Origin of the sequence: Christensenella hongkongensis, from assembly GCF_000981035.1 — a bacterium.
GTDB lineage: Bacteria > Bacillota > Clostridia > Christensenellales > Christensenellaceae > Christensenella > Christensenella hongkongensis.
The window spans coordinates 1-17,809 of the sequence record NZ_LAYJ01000013.1; the positions used below are offsets into that span (position 1 = coordinate 1).

Annotated in this window: 15 protein-coding genes; 9 read left to right on the forward strand and 6 right to left on the reverse strand. The window is 51.2% G+C overall.

Translation table 11 applies throughout. The features are described from left to right. The 6 genes from CHK_RS00185 to CHK_RS00210 form a co-directional block, all read left to right on the forward strand. Positions 1-374 (forward strand): zinc-binding dehydrogenase (locus tag CHK_RS00185; RefSeq protein WP_046441828.1); only part of this gene is annotated, 374 nt, incomplete at its 5' end. A gap of 141 nt (positions 375-515) precedes the next feature. Beyond that, entirely contained in the window at positions 516-1,286 is a 771-nt protein-coding gene (locus CHK_RS00190) for an SDR family NAD(P)-dependent oxidoreductase (protein WP_046441830.1), read from the forward strand. Between the two features lie 49 nt (positions 1,287-1,335). Further along, on the forward strand, positions 1,336-2,565 hold the full coding sequence (locus CHK_RS00195; protein ID WP_052740056.1) for a sugar ABC transporter substrate-binding protein: 1,230 nt from the start codon (positions 1,336-1,338) through the stop codon (positions 2,563-2,565). A gap of 76 nt (positions 2,566-2,641) precedes the next feature. After that, on the forward strand, positions 2,642-4,156 hold the full coding sequence (locus tag CHK_RS00200) for a xylose ABC transporter ATP-binding protein (protein ID WP_046441832.1): 1,515 nt from the start codon (positions 2,642-2,644) through the stop codon (positions 4,154-4,156). A 14-nt stretch (positions 4,157-4,170) separates the two neighbouring features. Continuing rightward, the gene (locus CHK_RS00205) at positions 4,171-5,316 is read left to right on the forward strand and encodes a sugar ABC transporter permease (RefSeq protein WP_046441834.1); all 1,146 of its coding nucleotides are present in this window, start codon (positions 4,171-4,173) and stop codon (positions 5,314-5,316) included. Between the two features lie 15 nt (positions 5,317-5,331). Continuing rightward, positions 5,332-6,174, forward strand: a complete 843-nt coding sequence (locus CHK_RS00210) for a sugar phosphate isomerase/epimerase family protein (protein ID WP_046441836.1) — start codon at positions 5,332-5,334, stop codon at positions 6,172-6,174. A 134-nt stretch (positions 6,175-6,308) separates the two neighbouring features. Here the strand turns inward: CHK_RS00210 and CHK_RS00215 are convergent, their stop codons facing one another. The 5 genes from CHK_RS00215 to CHK_RS00235 form a co-directional block, all read right to left on the reverse strand. After that, complete coding sequence (locus CHK_RS00215) at positions 6,309-7,016, reverse strand: L-ribulose-5-phosphate 4-epimerase (RefSeq protein WP_046441838.1); 708 nt, start codon at positions 7,014-7,016, stop codon at positions 6,309-6,311. Between the two features lie 14 nt (positions 7,017-7,030). Next, positions 7,031-8,512 carry an L-arabinose isomerase gene (gene araA / locus CHK_RS00220; protein ID WP_046441840.1) on the reverse strand — a complete coding sequence of 494 codons (1,482 nt, stop codon included), beginning with the start codon at positions 8,510-8,512 and terminating at the stop codon, positions 7,031-7,033. A 56-nt stretch (positions 8,513-8,568) separates the two neighbouring features. Beyond that, positions 8,569-10,227 carry a ribulokinase gene (locus tag CHK_RS00225; protein ID WP_046441841.1) on the reverse strand — a complete coding sequence of 553 codons (1,659 nt, stop codon included), beginning with the start codon at positions 10,225-10,227 and terminating at the stop codon, positions 8,569-8,571. A 151-nt stretch (positions 10,228-10,378) separates the two neighbouring features. Beyond that, the gene (locus tag CHK_RS00230; protein WP_082103313.1) at positions 10,379-11,488 is read right to left on the reverse strand and encodes a GntR family transcriptional regulator; all 1,110 of its coding nucleotides are present in this window, start codon (positions 11,486-11,488) and stop codon (positions 10,379-10,381) included. A 33-nt stretch (positions 11,489-11,521) separates the two neighbouring features. Then, positions 11,522-12,010 (reverse strand): GNAT family N-acetyltransferase, encoded by a 489-nt coding sequence (locus CHK_RS00235; RefSeq protein WP_046441842.1) that lies wholly within the window; start codon positions 12,008-12,010, stop codon positions 11,522-11,524. 190 nt (positions 12,011-12,200) lie between these two features. On the opposite strand from CHK_RS00235, the gene CHK_RS00240 reads away from it, so the two are divergent. Continuing rightward, positions 12,201-13,670 (forward strand): rhamnulokinase, encoded by a 1,470-nt coding sequence (locus CHK_RS00240; protein ID WP_046441843.1) that lies wholly within the window; start codon positions 12,201-12,203, stop codon positions 13,668-13,670. A gap of 141 nt (positions 13,671-13,811) precedes the next feature. Here CHK_RS00240 and CHK_RS00245 read toward each other — a convergent pair whose 3' ends face one another. Further along, positions 13,812-14,921, reverse strand: a complete 1,110-nt coding sequence (locus CHK_RS00245) for a class II aldolase/adducin family protein (protein ID WP_046441845.1) — start codon at positions 14,919-14,921, stop codon at positions 13,812-13,814. A gap of 238 nt (positions 14,922-15,159) precedes the next feature. Between CHK_RS00245 and CHK_RS00250 the strand changes: the two genes are divergently transcribed. Next, positions 15,160-16,446, forward strand: a complete 1,287-nt coding sequence (locus CHK_RS00250; protein WP_046441872.1) for a PHP domain-containing protein — start codon at positions 15,160-15,162, stop codon at positions 16,444-16,446. Positions 16,447-16,635: 189 nt separating this feature from the next. Beyond that, positions 16,636-17,793, forward strand: a complete 1,158-nt coding sequence (gene fucO, locus CHK_RS00255) for a lactaldehyde reductase (protein ID WP_046441847.1) — start codon at positions 16,636-16,638, stop codon at positions 17,791-17,793. Positions 17,794-17,809 lie beyond the last annotated feature (16 nt).

Consider the following 17,809-nt stretch of genomic DNA (forward strand, 5'->3'; position numbering starts at 1 on the left):
TGGCGGCAGAGGTCAGGAAGCACTCGCGGGGACTTGGGGCGGACCTTGTGGTGGAATGCTCGGGGAACGCAGGGGCAATGGCACAGACACTGGAGGTTGCGCGCAATGCGGGGCGCGTGGTCTTCATTGGCATCAACTTCAGGGAAGACATCCCGGTAGCGCTTGGAAAGTTCCAGGTAAAGGGTATTACGGCGATTGGCAGCAACGGTTCGCCGGGAGTATGGGAAAGGTGCATCCAGTTTCTGTCGAGGACGAAGCTGGACCTTAGGCCACTGATGACGCACACCTTCCCGCTCACAGAGGCGGTGGAGGCGTTCGAGTTTACAAGGGAACCCAAAAATCGCGCAATCAAAGTCATTCTGACAAACGAATAAGCAAACATTTCATTCATTCAAACAATAGGAGGCGTGCAGCCACGTGAGGTGGAGGTGGCTGTACGCCCACATTTTGCATCATGATTGATTACTGAAATAAAAAATTGAATATAGAAGGGGCATAGCCCCGGGAGGTTGCAAATGAATTTACAGGGAAAAGTAGCCTTGGTAACCGGTGCGGCGAATGGGATCGGCCAGGCGATAGCCTTATCGTTGGCTTCCTATGGCGCGCAGGTCGCGCTTGCCGATGTGGTAAAAGCGGAAGAAAGCGAACGCCTGATCGAAGAGATGGGCGGAAAAGCGTTCAGCGTGCACCTCGACGTGACGGACACGCAAAGTATCAATGCGTGCGTAGAGGAAGTGGCGGCAAAATGCCAAAAGATCGACATCCTTGCGAACAACGCGGGAATTTATAATAACGGGCACTGCCTGAAGTATACGGAAAAGCAGTGGGACCTGCTGATGAATATCGACCTGAAAGGAGCATTTTTCGTAGCACAGGCGGTGGCTAATCATATGGCGGAAAACGGTGAGGGAAGGATCGTCAACACATCCTCGCAGGCCGGAAAATCACCAGAGTATTCCAACGTCGGATATTGTATTGCAAAACGTGGGATCGTAGCGATGACACAGGTAATGGCTATGGAGCTTGCGGACTATGGGATCAATGTGAACGCGGTATGTCCGGGATATACGGAGACAGCGCTGCTGAAAAATTCCTATCGGGAGAAGAGCGAAGCGTATGGAAAGCCGGTGGATGTGGTAATCCGCGAAATGTTTGAAGAGGTACCTTTAAAAAGGCCGGCGCAGCCCTCGGAAATAGGAGAGCTTGTGGCGTTTCTGGCAAGCGACAGCGCGGCCTACATCACGGGCGAGTCGATCCTGATCAACGGCGGCAAGATGATGGAATAGTAAAAAACAGGTTTGGCCTGAGGCCAAATTTAAAAATGGGAGGAAAACAATGAAAAAAACAATTCGGTTAGTCGCTCTTGTACTTTCTCTGGTGATGTGCGCGGTGCTGTTCGCTGCCTGCGACGGAAGCGGCTCTGCGGGGCAGGCGTCCCAATCACAACAGGAAACGAGCGCACCTGCGGAAACGTCCGGAGCAGACACAGAAACGTCCATGGCGGCTGGCAGTGAAAGCTCCACGGGCGGGGAGGCTGCGACAAAGGCGGATGGCAGTAAGATCAAGATCGGCTTTTCGGTCGGCTCCACGACAGAGGAACGTTGGGTAAAGGAAATGGAAATGGCACAGCAATACTGTGATGCAAACGGTATCGAGCTGATCGTACAGTCTGCGGACGACGATGCCAACAAGCAGATTACTCAGTGCCAAAGCATGATCAGCCAGGGAGTTGACGTGCTGATCGTGGCGGCAAAGGATTCCGAATCGGCGGGCGTGGTGTGCGATATGGCGCATGAATCAGGGACTAAAGTAGTCGGCTATGAACGCGGTGTGAACAACGGCGATGTGGATTATTACATTGCTTTCAATCCGGTGCAGGTCGGTGAAATCCAGGCGCAGATGCTGGTAGACCGCTATCCCAAGGGAAATTACATCTGGCTGCACGGCGGCCCGGAGGATGGCCTTGTGCAGTCCTATATCCAGGGGAATACAACCGTGCTGCAACCGCTTATCGACAGCGGGGATATCACAATCGTGGCTGACCAATACTGTAAAAACTGGAGCGCCGACGAAGCAATGAAGCATACGGAGAACGCGCTTTCCAAGGTAAATAACGACGTTGTGGCGGTGGTTGCGCCCAACGATTCCACCGCGGGCGGCGTTGTGCAGGCATTGGCGGCGCAAGGGCTTGACGGAACGGTTGGCGTTTGCGGACAGGACGGCGATATCGCAGCCTGCCAGAGGATCGTGGAAGGTACGCAGATCGGAACAGCGTTTAAATACCTGCCCACCCTCAATACGACGGCAATGGAAGTTGCAGTAGAGCTCGCACGCGGGGAAACGGATCAGGTGGACGCAAGGGTTACGGACAAGGTAAACAATGGCTTTGCAGACATCCCTACGATCTATATTCCGGTCATCGAGGTAAATAAGGAAAACATCAATGATACGATCATTGCAAGTGGGTTTCATTCGCTCGAAGAAGTATATGCAAATATTCCGAAGGATCAGTGGCCTGACGTAGAAGTGACGGGAGAACTGGACATTTACAAATACGCAAAATAATCAGTTGACAGGAAGGTATGGAGCGGCAGCCGGTTTTACCGGCCGCCGCCTGCCATAGCAGGGGGAGGAAAAGGTCATGTCGGAATATATATTGGAAATGAAAGACATTACAAAAAGGTTTCCCGGCGTACTGGCCCTTGATCAAATGAACGTTGGGGTAAAGCGGGGAGAGGTTCATGCGTTGTGTGGGGAAAACGGTGCTGGGAAATCCACGCTGATTAAAATAATCTGCGGTATGTACCCCTATGGAAGCTATGAAGGGGAATTGATGATCGACGGGGAACTGCAAAAAAACACGACGATCGAGGAGGCGGAAAATAAGGGCGTCGTATGTATCCAGCAGGAGCTGGCGCTGGTGGAGGAGCTTTCCATACAGGAAAATATCTATATGAAGGAACCGCCAAACAGGCATGGGATCGTACAGTGGGAGGAACTCTACTGTAAAACAAAAAATATTCTGAAGCGGGTTTCGCTCAACGTTGATCCGCGTACCAAGGTAAAGCATTTAGGCGTAGGGCAAAAACAACTGGTAGAGATAGCGAGGGCGCTTACGAGCAACCCTAAAATATTGATTCTGGATGAGCCGACCGCTGCCCTCACGGACAGCGAGGTGGAAATCCTGCTGAAAATAGTTGAAAATCTACGGGACGAAGGCGTTACCTGTATCTATATTTCTCATAAACTGGATGAAGTATTTGCAATTTCAGATACGATCACAGTAATCCGCGACGGAAAGAAAATCCATACGGCTCCCGCAAAGGAGCTGACAAAGGAAACGCTGATCACGCATATGGTGGGGCGGCCGCTGGAACAGCAGTTCCCACGGGAAAGGCACACGGCGGGCGAGATCGTTATGGAAGTGAAGAACCTCACGGTTTACGACGAAACAGAGCCGACAATCAAGAGGGCGGACGATGTATCCCTGCAAATTCGCAAGGGAGAGATACTGGGAATCGCGGGCCTGATGGGCTCCGGCAGGAGCGAGATGTTTGCGAGCATTTTCGGGGCGTATGCCGGAAAACGTGAGGGCGAAATTCTTATACGCGGCAAAAAGGTGAATAACGCAACGCCCCTTGAATCCATAAAAAACGGATATTGTATGCTGTCAGAGGACCGGAAGCTGAATGGGCTTAACCTGATGATGAACGTACGGGAAAACGCAACGATGGCAAGCCTGGAAAAATTTTCCAGAGTCGTGGTGAACGAAAGCGCAGAGATCAAATATGTGCAGGAGCAGATCGACCAGCTCAGGATTAAGACGCCGACCATGGAAATGCAGGTCAGCAATCTTTCGGGCGGTAACCAGCAGAAGGTGGTTATCGCCAAATGGCTGCTCGCGAAGCCGGATATCCTTGTGGTAGACGAACCGACGAGGGGCGTTGACGTGGGGGCGAAATATGAAATATACAAGATACTCAACGCACTCGTAGACCAGGGGATTGCAGTGGTCATGATTTCATCCGAACTGGAAGAAATTTTAGGGATGAGCGACCGGATACTGGTTGTAAACCTTGGGAAGATCAAGGGCGAGCTGGATATTCAGGATGCTTCACAGGAAACCATCATGAATTGTGCTTTGGCAATGGATTAAGGGGGGAGACAAACATGAATGATACAAAGGCGGCGGACAGGAAAAAGAAAGTAGATATGCGCTCCTATATGATGATCATTGCGCTGATTGCAATCTGGATCATCTTTGCGATCACAACAGAGGGCGTGTTCATTACGGGAAGAAATATCTCAAACCTGCTGACACAAATGGCGGGCGTAACGATTCTGGGAGCGGGAATGGTATTCGTACTGCTGACCGGCAAGATCGACCTTTCGGTGGGCGCTCTTGTAACACTGACAGGCGTTGTGGCGGCAGTCCTTATGGCATGGAACGGATGGGCGACGATTCCTACGATCCTTGTCGTTCTCGCCATGGGCCTTGGGGTTGGCCTGCTCAATGGTTTTATTACGGTTTATTTAAAGGTTCCGGCATTCATTACGACGCTGGGGATGCAAATGGTGTTCCAGGGCGTGGTAATCGGTATTGGAAAAGGCGTATCGATCGCGCCCATGGCGGACATCTATAAGCAGATCGGCAATGGATATATCGATACGCCGATTGTGATTGTACTGGGAGCGGTATGCTTCCTTGCCTACCTGACGCTGACTATGTCCAAACGGTCCCGGAGAAGAGCGGCGGGACTCGAAATGGAAAAACAGGGCTCCATGCTTGGCAAAATGGTACTGGTTGCAGTTGGAATAGCGGTGTTCGTATGGGTGCTGTCACTGTACAAAGGCCTGCCGATCGCCGTATTATTGATGATCGTGCTTGTGGTCGTGTTACGATTTTTTGCCGAAAAGACAAAAACGGGACGGCATATCTATGCGGTCGGTGGCAACGAGCAGGCTGCCTACTGCGCGGGCATCAATGTTAACAAGACCAACATGATCACTTTTGTCATTTGTTCTATGATGGCTGTCGTCGCGGGGATTGTGATTACGTCCAGGCTCAACTGCGGAAGCGCGACCTCCGGCGATATGAAGGAGCTCGATGCAATCGCAGCTGCGGTAATCGGCGGATGTAGCCTTTCGGGCGGCAAAGGGCGCGTCGTGGGGGCGATCCTCGGTGCAATCATCATGGCCAGCCTTGATAATGGAATGAGTATGCTGGGCATCGAAGCATTCTGGCAATATATGGTGAAAGGCGCGATCCTTATCATTGCGGTTGCGCTGGACGCGACTTCGCAAAAGGCGAAATAGGAAAGGAGAGCGGACATGAAGTATTGCTATAACGAGGCGACGACGCTCAAAAATTCCACGCTCGAGCGGGATATTGAGCTGGCGGAAAAAGCCGGGTTCGAGTATATCGAACTTTGGCTGTGCCAGATAGAGCAGTATCTGGAAACGCATTCGATCAAAGAGCTACAAGGGCTTTTTGATGGAAGAACGATCAGGCCGTTTGCGTTTGATTCGTTTGAGGACATTCTTTTCAGCAGGGATTATAAAAAGCTGAAGGAGGATTTCACAAGGGCGTGCCAATACGGAACGGAGCTCGATGTGCACAATACCGTAATGGTTCCTTCGGTGTGGGAGGGCATCAACGACCAGTATTCGAAGGAAGAAATCACGGAGGAGGCAGTCCGCGTCCTTACGGAGCTTGCCGAAATCGCACGACCTTATAAAATGCAGCTGGCGTTTGAACCGATCGGCTTTGAGGACTGCGCGGTGCGCAGCCTGAAGGAAGCATGGGAGATCGTACAAAAAGTAAATCTTGACCATGTGGGGCTCACATTGGATGTATTTAACGAATACCTGTACTGCGGACTTAACGATATCGACGATATTAAAATGCTCGATCCGAAAAAAGTATTTATTTTCCATATCGACGATGCGCCGGTGCTGCCGCTTAAGGAATATAAACTTGACCATAGCGACCGGGTACCACCGGGAGAGGGGGGACTTCCATACAGGAAATTTGTGGAGAACCTCTGGAAAACAGGATATGACGAAGCCGCCTCGGTGGAGCTTTTCAATCCGGCGCTTTATGCAATGGATGCACAGGATGCGATCAACCATTGCTTTACGAGGGTAAAGGACGCCATAGACTTTACCCGGTAGCGATTCGGAACATTTTGGCGTAAATTACACCTACCATTCGGGCTTAATACCCGATCAGGCATAGCAAAAGCCCGGTGCAGTCATGCTCCGGGCTTTTGCTATACACTATAACGATAAGAGGTTAAGAAGTAAGCTTATTTCTTTTTCTGCCCATAATAAGCATTTGGGCCGTGCTTGCGCATAAAATGCTTGTCGCTGATGTAAGAGGGGATGTCGTCCATTTTCTGCGAGTTGTGGATAACCTCAGCGTGCCATGCCATCATGGCGACCTCTTCCAGAACGACTGCGTTATGGACCGCGTCAAACGCGTCCTTGCCCCAGGTGAAGGGGCCATGGCAGCTTACGAGCACCGCGGGAACATAATCAGGGTTAATTTCCCCCTGCTCGAACGTTTCCACGATTACTTTACCCGTATTGAGCTCATATGCGCTTTCTGTTTCTTCCTGCGTCAAAGGGCGCGTGCAGGGAATGCTGCCGTACATATAATCCGCGTGAGTCGTGCCGTACGGCGGAATCGCCCGCCGCGCCTGCGCCCAGATGGTGGCCCAGCGCGAGTGCGTATGTACAACGCCGCCCACATTTGGAAAATGTTTGTAGATTTCAAGATGCGTGAGCAGGTCGGAGGAAGGGTTGTAATCGCCCTCCACCACGTTTCCCTCCATATCCACGACGACCATATCGTCAGGGGAAAGCTCCTCATAATCTACGCCGGAGGGTTTGATCACCACAAGTCCTTTCTTTCTGTCTATACCGGAGACATTGCCCCAGGTATAGATGACAAGGTTCCTTTCGGGAAGAAGAAGGTTTGCTTCATACACATTTTGCTTTAATTTTTTCAACATAATTTTATCCCCGCTTATTTGAGCTTCCAGACGATATCATTCCATGTGAGTTCTTTTTCAAGCGCGTCGATGGTTGTGTCCTTGCCGATGTGGATACATTCAATACCCAGCATATTACAGAAATCCTTCATATGCTCCGCATCGAGCTGGTAGGATAGAACCGTATGGTGCGCGCCGCCCGCGAGTATCCATGCCTCCGCAGAGGTGGAAAGGTCAGGAAGGGGACGCCACATCACCTGCGCGACGGGGAGGTTTGGCATATCGTGGTAAGGCTGGCAGGCATCCGCATCGTTGATGATCATGCGGAAACGGTCGCCCATGTCGATGAGCGTTACGAGGATGACGGGGCCCGAGCTTGCGCTGAAGGACAGCCTTGCAGGATCCTCGCGGTCACCGATTCCAAGAGGATGAACCTCAATTTTCGGCTTGTCGCAAGCGATATCCGGATCCACTTCAAGCATATGCGCGCCAAGGATCGCTTCGTTGCCCGGTTCCATATGATAGGTATAATCCTCCATGAAGGCCGTGCCTCCGGGTACGCCCGCAGCCATCAGCTTCATAATCCGTGCAAGGGCGGCTGTTTTCCAGTCTCCTTCGCCCGCAAAGCCATAACCGTCGCTCATCAGGTTCTGGGTGGAAAGGCCGGGTAGCTGGCGCAATTCCTGCAGGTCCTCAAAGGTATCCGTATACACGTCGCAGCCGATTTCAGCCAAAAACTCACGGATCGCGATTTCTTCCCGCGCCTGGTAACGGATTGCGTCTATATTGTCTGTTGCGATGGTGTAACGTTCCTTATATTCTTCCATCTTTTTGTCGATCTGTTCCTCGGTGACCTTGTTTGCCTTCGCAATAAGGTCGCCCACGCCATATGTGTTGATCGACCAGCCAAGCTTGATTTCTGCTTCCACGCGGTCGCCACAGGTAACCGCAACCTCGCGCATATTGCTGCCAAAGCAGCAAACCTTGAGCCTTTTCGATTCAAATACGCCGATTGCGCTGCGCATCCAATGGCCGATGCGTCCCAGTGTTTTCGGATCCTGCCAGTAACCGGAGATCACCTTGCGCGGCAGGCGCAGGCGCGCGCCGATAAAGCCGAACTCACGGTCGCCATGGGCGGATTGGTTCAGGTTCATAAAGTCCATATCGATCTCATTCCACGGAATATCGCGGTTAAACTGCGTGTTCAGGTGAAGCATTGGCTTTTCGAGCTTGTTCAGGCCGTTGATCCATCTCCTGCTGGGAGAAAAGGTGTGCATCCACGTAATAATACCCACACATTTTTCATCCGCGTTTGCAGCCATGATTGTCTGCTCAATGGACTGGGAATCGTGCACTGCCGGCTTGTAGACGACTGTGCAGGGTATTTCCTTGCTGTCATTAATCCCTTTTGCCATTATTTTTGCGTGGTCGTTTACCGCGTCGATTACCTCCGGGCCGTAAAGCGGCTGCGTCCCGGCAATAAACCAGAATTCATATTGTTTCGTATCGTGATTCATATCGTATACTCCTGTTTTTAAATTTGCGATGGCACAAATGCGTTTCTTTTAAACAACTATTTCGTATTGATTTTAATTTCTTTGAGGCGCTTCATCACGTCGTTTTCGCCCCTGCCAAAGTAATCGTGCAGGCGGCGGTATTCTGCGAACAGCTTCTCGTAAACGGCAACGTTTTCGGGAATAGGCTGATAAACGAGATCTTTGACCTTGCCCATTTTCCGCGCGGCCTCAAATACGTCGTCATATCCGCCGGCTGCCTTGCCCGCCGCAACCGCGGCAAAGATCGCGCTGCCAAGCGCCGGGCCCTGCTCGGAGCCTGCAAGCTTGATCGGCATATTGAGCACATCGGAATAAATCTGCATCATCATCTGGTTTTTCTGGCTGATACCGCCGGATGCAAAGAACTCTTCAACGTCCACGCCGTTTTCGCGGTAGTTTTCCACGATCATTTTGGTGCCGTAAGCAGTCGCTTCGATAAGAGCACGGTATATTTCCTCCGCCTTTGTTTGCAGCGTCATGCCCATAATCATGCCCGTTAGGTCGACATCCACCAGCACGCTGCGGTTTCCGTTCCACCAGTCAAGCGCCAGAAGCCCGCTTTCACCGGGCTTTAACTGCTGTGCCTTTTCCGTAAGGTAAACATGGATGTTTTTTCCTTCTTTTTTCGCTTCCTCCACATAAGATGCGGGGCAGCAATTTTCCACAAACCACGCAAAGTGGTCACCGACGCAGGATTGCCCCGCTTCATATCCAAAGAAGCCGGGCATAACGCCGTCCTCCACAACGCCGCACATGCCGGGCACCTGTTTTTCCACAGAGCCCATCATAATGTGGCAGGTGGATGTGCCCATGATCGCAAGCATCTTGCCAGGGCCGTCGATGCCGACTGCCGGTACGCACACGTGCGCGTCAACGTTACCCACAGCAACGGCGATGCCCGGCTTAAGGCCAAGTTTTTTTGCCATTTCTTCCGTAAGCTCGCCCGCTTTCTCGCCAAGCGGGATGATCTGCGTACCCAGTTTTTCCTCCACAACGTTCTCAAGGCGCGGATCGAGCGCTTTGAAAAATTCTTTGGACGGATAGCCGGTGCGCTTGTTATAAATTTCCTTGTAACCTGCCGTGCAGGAATTGCGCGTTTCTTTTCCTGTCAGCTGCCAGATGATCCAGTCTGCCGCTTCAATCCAGCGGTCCATCTCTGCGTAAATTTCAGGGGCTTCGTCAAGTATCTGCCACAGCTTCGGGATCGCCCACTCGGAGGAAATTTTTCCGCCGTAGTTTGCTAGCCAGTTTTCACCGCGCTGCTCGGCGATCTCGTTGAGCTTATTCGCTTTATCCTGCGCTGCATGATGCTTCCACAGCTTAACATACGCATGGGGCGTGCTTTTGTATTCGTCCTTAAAGCAAAGCGGGGTGCCGTCTTTGTATACAGGCAGGACGGTACACGCGGTAAAATCTGTGCCAATACCGATGATGTCGCCTGGATCGATGCCGCGGATAACCTCGGGAATCGTATGCGTGAGCACGTCAAGATAATCCTGCGGATGCTGGAGCGCCCAGTCGTGGCCAAGCGGCGTTCCGTCGGGAAGGGTTTCGTCCATCACGGCATGCGGATATTCGTAAATTGCGGAAGCGAGTTCTTCGCCGGTTTCCACATTCACGAGCACAGCGCGTCCGGACAGAGAGCCGTAATCAATACCAATCGAATATTTACTCATAATTTCACCTCATAATAGTGTATTTGGGATAACCTTTGCAGCGCAAAAGTTGTACGTACATCTTTGTTAATTTATTTTATCACAATCAAAAAAGGATTGCAATCGGTTCTGCAAGGAATTTAAATGCTTTTTGCGATCTTTTTTTCAAGGTTCAGGTGCTTTTTCGGATGCTGATTTTCCATGGCAGCAAAACAGGCGATTCTTTTTTTCCAGCCATCATCTGCAACAGTTTTTTTGCGGCAATAGCGCCCATCTCCTTTTTGGCGTGAAGCAGGGAAGTGAGCGGCGGTACGACAAATTTTGCAATGCCGCTGTCGTCAAAGCTCATGACAGCCATGCCGTCCGGTACTGATATTTTGCGGCGCGCAAGGATATCGATCAGCTTTGCCGCAACCTCGTCATTGTAGCAAAGCACCGCGTCGCAGCCGCAAAGACGTTCCATGATAATCTCCTCGGTTTGCTCCAGAATCATCTGTCTCGATTCCGTCGTATACCAGACGACCGCTTCGTCGTGAATCGGCAGGTCGGCGTCTGTAAGTGCGCGGCTGTATCCTGCATATCGTTCCGCACCCTGCATATCGTCGCTTTTGAAGATACCGCCGATATTACGGTACCCCCGATCAATCAGGTATCGAACCGCCTGCCTGCCGCCTTCGCGGTCTTCCATCAGGACAGATATCGGCGCGTCAAGCTCACGGTAATAGCTGTTGATAAAGACGATTGGAACGCCGGAAGCACCAAGCTTTTCATACAAAGCAATATTCGGGTTTGGCAGGGCCGATTTGGTTCCTTCTACAATAAGGCCGTCGATCGGTTTTTCCAGATACTCATGCAAAATCCGCTTCTCATTTTCAGTACGGTTTCTTGTGGCGGAAAGGTTCATGGAATATCCTTTTTCCGATAGCGTTTTTTCGATTCCACTCAAAATCGTGGGAAAAATATAATCCGATATATAAGTCGTGATAACGCCAACTGTCATGGTGCGCGGTGCGCGGTTTTTACGGTAGCTTACATAAGTCCCGCTGCCGCGTACGCGAACGATGAGGGATTCTGCTTCGAGCTGGCTGATTGCCTGTCGCACGGTGTGCCGGCTCAACCTGTATTTTTCCGCAAGCTCATTTTCGCTTGGCAGGGTATCGCCGTTTTGGTAAACGCCGCAAACGATATCGCTCCTGAGCGTTTCGGCGAGTATTTTGTATTTGGGGATTGCTGTCATATCATACCTTCCAATCATGGATTCGATTTTGTTACTCTGTATCATACCCCGCGCTTCTGCAAATTACAAGAGGGCCGGTCAGGCAGACGGCGCGGCAAGTTCTTTGTAATAATATCCCTGTTTTTCACAAAAACGGTACCCTGCAGCTTCAAGCACGCCGCAGGAAGCTTTGTTTTTGGTATCCGGTTGTACGATGATTTCGCCTCCATGCGCATCCTCGAGAACCATCCTGCCAAGCTCCCCGATGATCGCTTTGCCAAGGCCCATCCGAAGGCAGCCCGGTTCGCCAATCAGGTAATCGATACTGAATGTAACGCCGGGCGAAGTGATTTCGTACCATTCCTCCTGCGCAAAATAACAGTCGTAATACTGGCAGAAACCGATGGGTATACCGCCATCCATCACGATAAAGTGATGGATAAAATCAAATTCCCCGTTTTTGTTTTCCGCCTCGCCGAGCCAGCTTTCCGGATGCTCGAACCATCTCAGGATGTAATCCTGATAAAGCCATTTTTTTAAAATCGGCAGATCATTGACAGTAAAGGGCCTCAATATGACTGGTTCCATATAAAATCCTCCGGTTTTCACTGGTTTGGCGGTATAAAAAGGTTCTTTTATATTAATAATCGCCGGACTGTGTTTTGAAACCGTGAATTTGATACGATTTGTGATAAAAAAGTTGGGTTTTCTTAATTGATTCCGCATCAAAAATTCAGTATAGTGTAATTAGTAAAAATAATAGGGGGAAACAGGGAATATGAGCAGGATTCTGGCTTTTGATTTCGGTGCATCCAGCGGGCGTGCCATGATCGCGCAGTTTGTGGACGGCAGGATTACGATGGAAGAGATCCACCGTTTTACAAATGATCCCGTATCGGTGCGGGAGACGCTTTATTGGGACGCGCTCAGGTTGTTTTTCAATATCAAGCAGGGTATTACCAGGGCAGTGAACGCGGGCGGCTTTGACATGATCGGCATCGATACATGGGGCGTTGATTTTGGATTGATCGGCTATGACGGCCAGCTGGTGCAGAATCCTGTGCACTACCGCGACGGGAGGACGAAACAGCCATACCGCGATTTTTTCAAAAAAATAACGCCGGATGAGCTTTATGAAACAGCGGGTATCCAGCATATGGCGATCAATACGCTCTACCAGCTTTACGCGCTGAGGGAGCAAAGCCCCGATCTCCTCGACCAGACGCAAAAGATACTTTTTACGCCGGATTTATATAATTATTTTTTGACCGGTGAAATGAAAGCGGAATACACGATTGCCTCAACCTCTGAGATGCTTGACGCAAAAAAGCGGGACTGGAGCGATAAACTACTGGGACTTGTGGGCATACCGCGCGAGAAGCTGTGCGATATTACGATGCCCGGTTCGAAATGCGGCCTGCTGTCGGATGAGATTTGCCATGAGCTTGGCGCGCCAAAAGCCACGGTGATGTGTACTGCGTCGCACGATACCGCATCTGCCGTCGCGGCGATTCCCACGCAGGAAAAGGATTTTATTTTCATCAGCTGTGGTACGTGGAGCCTGCTCGGCACAGAGCTTGGCGAACCGTGCCTGAACGCAAAGGCGCGGGAATATAATTTTACCAACGAGGGCGGTGTAAATGATAAATACTGCTTTATGCAAAACATTATGGGCACATGGCTGATTCAGGAATCGCGCCGCCAGTGGATACGCGAAGGGGAAGAATACGGCTTTGGCGAGCTGGAAAGCGAGGCTACGAAGGCTGAGGGATTCCGTTGCTTTGTGGACGTGGACGACGAAGCGTTTGTTGAGCCCGGAAACCTGCCGCGCAGAATACGCGCGTATTGCAGGCAGACCGGACAATTTGAGCCGCAGGCAAAAGGCGAGGTCATCCGGTGTATTGACGAAAGTCTTGCAATGAAGTTTGCCTACAGCATTGCGCGTCTGGAGGAGTGCACGGGGAAAACCTATGGTACGGTCCATATCCTTGGCGGGGGAACCAAAAGTGCGCTCCTGTGCCAGATGACTGCAAACGCAACCGGAAAAACGGTTGTGGCCGGGCCGGATGAAGCGACGGTGCTTGGAAATGTAGCCGTGCAGCTGATTGCCGCGGGAGAGATCGCGGATGTGGCGGAGGCGCGCAGGGTTGTGGAGCAGTCAACCGGCCTGAAGAGGTACGAGCCGCAGGATACGCAGCTGTGGCAAACGCACTTTGAAACCTATCAAAATATTATGGAAGGCCGGTAAGCATGGGTATGAATGCACTGGGATGGTGCAGAAACACAAGCCGTCCTCCGACCGGTATAATAGGGCGTAAAAAGGATAAAAAACAGCTGTATTACAAAATATAATACAGCCGTGAAAGCACCTTTGCTATCAGCTTTTTCGCTATTCCTTGTTTACCTTCTGGCGGTAAGCCTCCATTTCCCAGTTGGTGATGAAATGGATGAGCTCAGGCGTCATGTGGAGCGGCCCGCCAAAGCTTTCGGAGTAGACGGCGACCTTGACTGCGTCGAGGAAAAGCAAGGATGCGGTGTCGATTTCCTTTTGGGTGTCGGACAGAACAAACGCGCCGATATCTTTGATGCAAACAATTTTGGGCAAGTAGCCGTACCTTAATTCGAAATTCTGGAATTTTACGTCCATAAGGTCGGGCGATTCGGTATACAGGAATTCGGCTTTGCAGTATACGATATGGTCTGGCGTGAATGCAGCAGAAATGGGCGCAAACGCATGTTTGGAGGAAAGAAGGGACATAACCTCCCTGTTGGCGATGAAGCCGGCTTTGGCGTTTTGAGAGTAGAGCGCCGCCAGTTCCCGCTTTAAGGCATCGGTCTTTTCCGCGTCATAAGGAACAGCGGAAAAATCGGGCTTGCGTTTGAGCCTGCCCTTCAGGCGTGTCATCACACGTTCCATCAGCTGATCGATTTCGCCGCGCGTATCTGCGGCGATAAAAATACCGTGGTTTTGCAGCAGCAGAAGCTGAGCATCCCTGCCGTTTTGTTCGCGGTATTCGCGGAGCTTTTCCATGCACAGCACGGAAAGCACATAGCCCGGACGCGAAAGCGGGATCCAGACGCATTCGCCGGGAAACAGCTCCCTGGCAATTTCTTCACCGCCAGCACCGCAGGTAAGGCCGTTTACAAGAGCCGGATGCACGTGCAGTATGAGCCGGAATGGAAACAGGTTGTGCAGTGTTGTTTCCACGCTGGGGCGTTGGTTTTCAAAGCCGGGAAGGCGGGCGGCCATAAGGTCTTTGAGGGATGCGGCCTCGCGCTCCTTATCGCCCTGTGGATAATCTGCGGCCATCATGCGGTCAAGCTTTGCGCGATCCATACCCACAAAACCGTCCGCTGTGATTGTGGCGAGCGTTGTGCCGGAGCCTTTGACATACATCTCTTTTTCATCTTTCAGGGAGGTATTGCCGCCGCCGGCGAGAACATAATCAGGGTTTTTTCCATAATCGTTGGAAAGAGCTACTAATTCGGAAAGATTCACTTTGCATAACCTCGTTTCATAGAATTTTTCGGATGAATGCTTGTTCTTTGAAAACAATGGAAAACATGTTATGATGAAAACGAAAACTGTTAACAATTATTCTACTGTTATTGTAATCAATTCAGCCTGTTATTTCAACATGAAACAGTGTACCACATACAAAAACTTTGGAAAGAATTTATTTTGCGCCTGCAGTGGGTATCATGCGTGGCGGACGCAGGAAAGACGGAGGACAAAAATGGACAAAAAAACGTTATTAAAGGATCTGAACGCGCCGGAGCGGGAAGTGCGGCTTGAGGCTTTGCGCGGCTTGCGCGCTATGCTCGATTCAGGAGAAATCAAAGAGCCTGTGCGCACGGAGGATACAAACAACCATGTGCATACGACGTATTCGTTTTCCCCATATTCCCCTGCGTCGGCGGTTTATCATGCTTACATGAGCGGGCTGAGCACCGTAGGCATCATTGACCACGATTCGATTGGCGGCGCACGGGAATTTATCGAGGCGGGCGAAATTATGGGAATCACGACAACGATTGGCTGCGAGGTGCGCGTAAGCTTTGCGGATACGCCGTTTAACGGAATGACGCTGAATAACCCGGACGAGCCGACGGTGGCGTATATCGCGCTGCATGGCCTGCCGCACAATAAAATCGACGAGCTTGACGTGCTGCTTTCCGGGATCAGGGAAAAAAGAAACGAGCGCAATGCCCTTGAGGTTGCACGGCTAAATGAAATACTGGAGCCTTACGGGCTGTCGCTCGATTTTGACAGGGACGTCAGGCCGCTGTCCATGGAGCATGACGGGGGCAGCATCACAGAGCGGCATATTTTATACGCATTGGTCAAAAAGCTGATCGGCAAATACGGCAAAGGACAGCCGCTGCTCGATTTTATCGGGAACGATATGGGCATCGAGGTAAAGGGCGCCGCGCGGGGGATGCTGCTTGATACGGAATTTGAAGCATATGATTACGATGTGCTCAATATATTAAAGTCAAACCTCGTTCCGCGGTTTTTCATAGCGGGAGGGGACGACAGCCTGCCTGTAAAAAAGGTTGTGGATTATGCGCGCGGACTGGGCGTGATCCCAACGTATTGTTATCTTGGGGACGTGGCGGAATCGCCCACGGGAGATAAAAAGGCGCAGAAGTTTGAAGACGATATTTTGGACGAGCTGATGCCGGTTGTCAAGAAGCTTGGCTTTGAAGGCTTTGCTTATATGCCCTCGCGCAATACGATGCAGCAGCTTGAACGGGTGATGCAAAAATGCAGGGAATTCGGATTTTTTGAAATATCCGGCGAAGACATCAACCAGCCGCGGCAAAGTTTTATCTGCATAAAGCAGCGCGACGAGGCGTTCCGGCACCTGACAGATAATACGTGGGCGCTCGTAGGGCATGAAAACGCCGCCACGCTCGATCCGCAGGAATGTATTTATTCGGAATCGATCAAACAGGAATTCCCCCAAATGGATGAACGGGTGGACTATTTCAAGGAGATTGGGCTTCGGTACAGGAAATAAGGATAAAATACCGCTGTGGATCATCATAGCGGTATTTTTGATTGCCGGCAAAAGCATTGTTCAGGCCCGCCGGATTGAAAAGAAAAAAGTCAGGCGAGCTTGTTTCATGGGGTAAAAGCGAATAGAATAAAGATATTGGAAAAGGTAAATATCAGGCTGAATTTTCTCACAATAAGGAGGGCCGAAAAAATGGCACAAAGAATGATTTTGAATGAAACGTCGTATTTTGGACAGGGAGCGCTGGTCAATCTGGCGGACGAAGTGCGTATGCGCGGTTTTCGCAAAGCGCTCATCGTGACAGATGCAGATTTGATCCAATACGGCGTGGTGGAAAAGGTAACAAACCTTATGGACCAGAATGGACTTGCGTATAATGTGTTTTCCCAGGTGAAAGCAAATCCCACGGTGGATATCGTCAAAAAGGGGATCGGCGCATTCCGTTACAGCGGCGCGGATTACCTGATTGCAATCGGGGGAGGCTCGCCGATCGATACGGCAAAAGCAATCGGCGTAATTGCGAATAATCCTGAATTTGCCGACGTAGTGAGCTTGGAGGGGAATGCCGCGACAAAAAACAAGGCGGTGCCGATTGTCGCGATTCCCACTACCGCGGGCACCGCGGCTGAGGTTACGATTAATTACGTGATTACGGACGAAGAGAAAAAGAGAAAATTTGTGTGCGTGGATGTACACGATATCCCGGTGGTGGCAATCGTCGATCCGGAGATGATGGCCTCCATGCCGCGCTCGCTTGCCGCGGCAACGGGAATGGACGCGCTTACGCACGCGATTGAAGGCTATACGACAAAGGGCGCGTGGGAAATGTCGGATATGTTCCATTTGCAGGCGATCAAAATGATCGCGCAAAATTTGAAGGACGCGGTAAACGGGGATATGAAGGCAAAAGAAAACATGGCGACCGCGNAATACATCGCGGGCATGGGCTTTTCCAACGTCGGCCTTGGAGTGGTGCACGGCATGGCGCATCCTCTCGGCGCTTTTTACAATACGCCGCATGGCGTGGCGAACGCGGTGCTGCTGCCTTATGTAATGGAGCACAACCAGGATGCGACAGGCGAGCGCTACCGGGAAATCGCGCGCGCAATGGGCGTGCAGAATGTGGACTCCATGAGTACGGATGAATACCGCAAAGCGGCCGTGGAAGCGGTGCGGGCACTGTCGCGGTCTGTGGAGATCCCGCAGACGCTGGCTGAAATCGGCGTAAAAGAGGAAGACCTTGAAAGCCTTTCGCAGTCTGCGTTTTGCGACGTGTGCACAGGCGGTAATCCGAAGGAAATGACGCAGGAGAGTATTTTGGGCGTTTATCGATGGGCGCTCAATGGATAAACGGCTTTGAAAGGAG